Consider the following 5,666-nt stretch of genomic DNA (forward strand, 5'->3'; position numbering starts at 1 on the left):
CGCGTCCGGCTGGTGGCGGCGGCTTCGGCGGTCCGCGTCCGGGTGGCGGCGCCCCCGGTGGTGGCGGCGGCTTCGGCCCCCGTCCCGGCGGCTTCGGCGGTCGTCCCGGTGGCCCGGGTGCCCGTGGTGGCACGCAGGGTGCCTTCGGTCGTGGCCCGGGCGGTCGCCCGGCTCGCGGTCGCAAGTCGAAGCGGGCGAAGCGCCAGGAGTACGAGGCCATGCAGGCCCCGTCCGTCGGCGGTGTGATGCTGCCTCGCGGCAACGGCCAGACCGTTCGCCTGTCGAGCGGCGCCTCGCTGATGGACTTCGCGGAGAAGATCAACGCCAACCCGGCCGCGCTCGTCTCCGTCATGTTCAACCTCGGTGAGATGGTCACCGCGACCCAGTCGGTCTCCGACGCGACCCTCGAGCTGCTGGCCGGCGAGATGGGCTTCCAGCTGGAGATCGTCAGCCGGGACGACGAGGACCGCGAGCTGCTGGAGTCGTTCGACATCGACTTCGGTGCCAACGAGGGCGACGAGGACCAGCTGGCCCCGCGCCCGCCGGTCGTCACCGTCATGGGTCACGTCGACCACGGTAAGACCCGCCTGCTGGACGCGATCCGCAAGTCCAACGTGGTGGCCGGCGAGGCCGGTGGCATCACCCAGCACATCGGTGCCTACCAGGTGGCGACGATGGTGAACGGCGAAGAGCGCCCGATCACCTTCCTCGACACCCCGGGTCACGAGGCGTTCTCCGCCATGCGTGCCCGTGGTGCCAAGTCCACCGACATCGCGATCCTGGTGGTCGCGGCCAACGACGGTGTCATGCCGCAGACGGTCGAGGCGCTGAACCACGCCAAGGCCGCGGGTGTGCCGATCGTGGTCGCCGTCAACAAGATCGACGTCGAGGGCGCCGACCCGACCAAGGTCCGCGGTCAGCTGACCGAGTTCGGTCTGGTGGCCGAGGAGTACGGCGGCGACACCATGTTCGTCGACATCTCCGCGCGCCAGGGCCTGAACATCGACCAGCTGCTGGAGGCCGTGGTCCTGACCGCGGACGCCTCGCTGGACCTGCGGGCCAACCCGGAGCAGGACGCGCAGGGTATTGCGATCGAAGCCCACCTGGACAAGGGCCGCGGCGCCATGGCGACCGTCCTGGTCCAGCGCGGTACCCTCCGCGTCGGTGACTCGATCGTCGTGGGCGACGCCTACGGCCGCGTCCGCGCCATGCTGGACGAGAACGGCAACAACCTCGCCGAGGCGGGCCCGTCCCGTCCGGTGCTGCTGCTCGGTCTGACCTCGGTGCCCCGCGCCGGCGACAGCTTCATCGTCGTCGACGAGGACCGCACCGCCCGTCAGATCGCCGAGAAGCGCTCGGCCCGCGACCGCAACGCCGCCTTCGCGCAGCGTCGGGTCCGGGTGTCCCTGGAGGACCTGGACAAGGCCATCGCCGCCGGCTCCATCGAGCAGCTCAACCTCATCATCAAGGGTGACGTCTCCGGTTCGGTCGAGGCCCTCGAGGACGCCCTCGTCAAGCTGGACGTGGGCGAGGAGGTCGAGCTCCGGGTCCTGCACCGCGGTGTGGGTGCCATCACCGAGTCCGACGTGGACCTGGCGATGGGCTCGGACGCCATCATCATCGGCTTCAACGTGCGCGCCGAAGGCCGTGCGCGCGCCGCGGCCGACAAGGAAGGCGTGGACGTCCGGTACTACTCGGTCATCTACCAGGCGATCGAGGAGATCGAGAACGCCCTCAAGGGCATGCTCAAGCCGGAGTACGAGGAGGTGCGCCTCGGCGCCGCGGAGATCCGCGAGGTCTTCCGCTCCTCCAAGTTCGGCAACATCGCCGGTGTCCTGGTCCGCGACGGCATCATCCGCCGCAACGCCAAGGCCCGCCTCATCCGCGACGGCAAGGTCGTGGCGGAGAGCCTCACCATCGAGGGTCTGCGCCGCTTCAAGGACGACGCGACCGAGGTCCGCGAGGGCTTCGAGGCCGGTGTCACCCTGGGGTCGTTCAACGACATCAAGGTCGAGGACATCATCGAGACCTACGAGATGCGCGAGAAGCCGCGCGCCTAGTCGGGGTCAGCCGGGGCCGGTCGACGGGTGGTATTTCCGTCGACCGGCCCCGGTCTCGCTGTGTAGGGTCCGGGGTAGTCACACAGTGGCGCCAGCCCGTTTCCGGGCTGCTCCCCGAGGCCTTCCAGGTCGGCGAGACCTGTCATACATGTTCGTGGGAACACTCACCTTCGACCTGCTGCTGGGCGACGTCCACTCGCTCAAGGAGAAGCGTTCGATCGTGCGGCCCATCGTGGCCGAACTGCAGCGCAAGTACAGCGTGTGCGCTGCCGAGACCGGGAACCAGGACCTGCACCGCCGGGCCGAGATCGGCCTCGCGGTGGTCTCCGGCGAAGCCGGGTACGTCACCGAGGTCCTGGACAGCTGTGAGCGGTTGGTCGCCGGCCGCCCCGAGGTACAGCTCCTCTCCGCGAGGCGGCGGTACCACAACGACGACGACGAATGAGGACCGTGGAGCCGGCCGACGGAAGTCGCCGTTCTCACACGGATCAGGACCGAGAGCGCCCGCAAGGCCGGGCGCGGGCCGGTACTTTGGGGCGTGGGCCCCGACGGGTGCGCAGTTCTCCCGGGTACCGGGCCCATTGCACGAGGAGGCAACGTGACCGACACCGCTAGGGCGCGCAAGCTCGCCGACCGCATCCAGGTGGTCGTCGCCCAGACCCTGGAGCGGCGGATCAAGGACCCCCGACTGGGGTTCGTGACCATCACCGACACCCGGGTGACCGGGGACCTGCGCGAGGCCACCGTCTTCTACACCGTCTTCGGTGACGAGACCGAGCGCGAGGCCACCGCGGCCGCGCTGGAGAGCGCCAAGGGCGTGATCCGTTCCGAGGTCGGCAAGATCGGGGTGCGCTTCACCCCGACGCTGACCTTCGTCGCGGACGCGCTGCCGGACAACGCCCGGAACATCGACGACCTGCTCGACCGGGCCCGCAACTCGGACGCCGCCGTGCGCACCCGGGCCGCGGGGGCGAGCTACGCCGGCGAGGCGGACCCGTACCGGGTTCCGGCGGCCGAGCGTGACGACGAGGACGAGTAGTCATGGCGGGTGAGCCGGCGCAGGCCGCCTCGCGAGCCGGATCGACCACGGGGGCGTCCTCCACCAGCACGGTGGAGGGTGCCCTCGTGGCGCTTCCGGGCCCGCGCGCCGAGGAGAGCGGGTTCGAGCTGCTCTGGCAGCAGGTGGTGGCGGAGATCGGGCGGGCCCGTTCGATCGACCTGATCTGCCACATCTGCCCGGACGGTGACGCGCTGGGCTCCTCGCTGGCGGCGGCGCTGGCGCTGCGCGCGCTCGGCAAGCAGGTGCGGGTCTCCTTCGGCGACGACCCGCAGGTCGTGCCCGAGTCGCTGGCCTTCCTGCCCGGCCAGGAGCTGATCGTGCCGGCCGTCGAGGTGCCGGACGTGCCGGAACTGGTGCTCTGCTTCGACGTGGCCGCGGAGAGCAGGCTCGGCCTGCTGCACGCCAAGGCCTTCGCCGCGCCCGTCCTGGTGGTGCTCGACCACCACGCCTCCAACCCGGGCTTCGGCACCCACCAGCTGATCGACCCGACCGCGCCGGCCACCGCCGTGCTGGTCGACGAACTGCTGCGCCGGCTCGGCGTGGAGCTGGACCAGGAGCTGGCCACCTGCCTCTACACCGGTGTCGCCACCGACACCGGTTCGTTCAAGTACCGGGCCACCACGCCCGCCACCCACGAGCTGGCCGCCCGGCTGCTGGCCACCGGCATCCGGCACGACCTGATCGCCCGGCAGCTGTGGGACACCTCCTCCTTCGGCTACCTCAAGGTGCTCGCGGGCGCGCTCGACCGGGCCGTCTACGAGCCGGAGGCGGCGGACGGGCTGGGCCTGGTGTGGACCTGGGTGCCGTACCAGGACCTCGCGCTGTTCAGCGTCACGGTCGAGGAGATCGAGGGGCTGATCGACATCCTGCGCCGCCCGGCCGAGGCCGAGGTGGCGCTGGTGCTCAAGCAGGACCCGGACGGCACGCTGCGCGGCTCCTCGCGTTCCAAGGGCGCGGTGGACGTCGCCGCGGCCTGTGCCGAACTGGGCGGCGGGGGGCACGTCTTCGCGGCCGGATTCAGCGTCCGGCAGGACGTGGCCGCGGTGGTCGAGCGGTTCCGGGGCGCCCTGCGACCGGTACGTTGATCATCTCTGCTGTTGTTGTTGAGAGAAAGAACCCGATGAAGCGCAAAGGCACCGGCCCGGACGGCCTGGTGATCGTCGACAAGCCTGAGGGCATCACGTCGCACGGGGTCGTCGCCAAGCTGCGGTGGCTGGCCGGGACCCGGAAGGTCGGGCACGCCGGCACCCTGGACCCGATGGCCACCGGCGTCCTGGTGATCGGCGTCGAGCGGGCCACCCGGCTGCTCGGCCACCTGATGCTCACCGCCAAGACCTACGAGGCGACCATCCGGCTCGGCCAGACCACCGTCACCGACGACCGCGAGGGCGAGGTCACCGCCTCGGCCCCGGCCGACGCCGTCACCCGGGAGGCGATCGACGCCGGGATCGCGGCGCTCACCGGCGAGATCATGCAGGTGCCGTCCAAGGTCAGCGCGATCAAGATCGACGGCAAGCGCTCGTACGCGCGGGTGCGCGAGGGCGAGGACTTCGAGCTCGCGGCCCGGCCGACCACGATCCACTCCTTCACCGTGCACGGGCAGCGCGCGGCGGTCGCCGAGGACGGCACGCCGGTGATCGACCTGGACGTCACCGTCGAGTGCTCCTCCGGCACCTACATCCGGGCACTGGCCCGGGACCTGGGCGCCGGGCTGGGCGTCGGCGGGCACCTGACCGCGCTGCGGCGCACCAGGGTCGGGCCGTACGGGGTGGAGTCGGCGCGCACCCTGGAGCAGCTGGAGGCCGACGTCACCGGCGAGTCCGCCAAGGGTCTCGAGGTGCTGCCGATCGGCGAGGCCGCGGCGGCCGCCTTCCCGCGCTGGGACCTGGACGAGGCCTCGGCGGAGAAGCTGTCGCACGGCGCCCGGCTGAAGGCGCCCGGGATGGGCGTGGACGGGCCGATCGCGGTGTTCGGGCCGGACGGGCGCTTCCTCGCGCTGGTCGAGGAGAAGGGCGGGCAGGCGAAGCCGGTCGCGGTCTTCGTCGGCTGACGCCCCCGCTGTTCGGAGCCCCCGTCGGGAATCGTCCCGACGGGGGCTTTCCCGTTCCCGGACCCCCTTTCACCCGCACGAGGGAGCGCGCGGAGTGAACGCCCGTGGTGAGCGGCGCGGGCGCGGTCGGACCGCCTCCCGCGCGGGCAGGCTCCGGGCGGCGGGCGAGCGACGGTCGAGGGGGCATGGGATGCCGGGGTTTCTGGAGGGCGATCCGGGGCGGTACCTGCTGCGGATCCGCGACCTCAACGGGCGGCTGCACGGCTTAGGGTTCGTCGCCGACCCGCAGGGGGGCGTGCTGACGGCACACGAGAGCGTGGCCGGACTGGACCGGGTCGTCCTGCACACCCCCGGCGGGCAGACCAGGGTGCTCGGCCCGGACGCCGTGCTGCCGCTGCCCGGGCACAGGCTCGCCCTGCTGCGCACCGAGGCGGTCGGCGGGCTGCCGGTGCCGCCGCTGCCGCTGGCCGCCGTCGCGGCCGGGCACGAGGTGCTG

General features: G+C 71.9%; 6 protein-coding genes. All 6 read left to right on the forward strand.

Annotation, left to right across the window (positions count from 1 at the left end):
- Positions 1 to 2,060: translation initiation factor IF-2 (gene infB / locus AE652_RS33935; protein ID WP_082346149.1), on the forward strand; the 2,060-nt coding region annotated here is incomplete at its 5' end.
- Between the two features lie 148 nt (positions 2,061 to 2,208).
- Positions 2,209 to 2,505, forward strand: coding sequence for a DUF503 domain-containing protein (locus tag AE652_RS33940; RefSeq protein WP_030289887.1), 297 nt, complete (start codon positions 2,209 to 2,211; stop codon positions 2,503 to 2,505).
- Positions 2,506 to 2,658: 153 nt separating this feature from the next.
- A complete protein-coding gene (gene rbfA, locus AE652_RS33945) occupies positions 2,659 to 3,099 on the forward strand; it encodes a 30S ribosome-binding factor RbfA (RefSeq protein WP_049658664.1) in 441 nt (146 codons plus the stop codon).
- Positions 3,100 to 3,101: 2 nt separating this feature from the next.
- Positions 3,102 to 4,205, forward strand: a complete 1,104-nt coding sequence (locus AE652_RS33950; RefSeq protein WP_079272940.1) for a bifunctional oligoribonuclease/PAP phosphatase NrnA — start codon at positions 3,102 to 3,104, stop codon at positions 4,203 to 4,205.
- A 35-nt stretch (positions 4,206 to 4,240) separates the two neighbouring features.
- On the forward strand, positions 4,241 to 5,170 hold the full coding sequence (gene truB, locus AE652_RS33955; RefSeq protein WP_049658666.1) for a tRNA pseudouridine(55) synthase TruB: 930 nt from the start codon (positions 4,241 to 4,243) through the stop codon (positions 5,168 to 5,170).
- Between the two features lie 190 nt (positions 5,171 to 5,360).
- On the forward strand, positions 5,361 to 5,666 hold a 306-nt coding region (locus AE652_RS33960), incomplete at its 3' end, for a hypothetical protein (RefSeq protein ID WP_049658668.1).

It is taken from the genome of Kitasatospora sp. MY 5-36, from assembly GCF_001182915.1.
In the GTDB taxonomy this organism is placed as follows: domain Bacteria; phylum Actinomycetota; class Actinomycetes; order Streptomycetales; family Streptomycetaceae; genus Kitasatospora.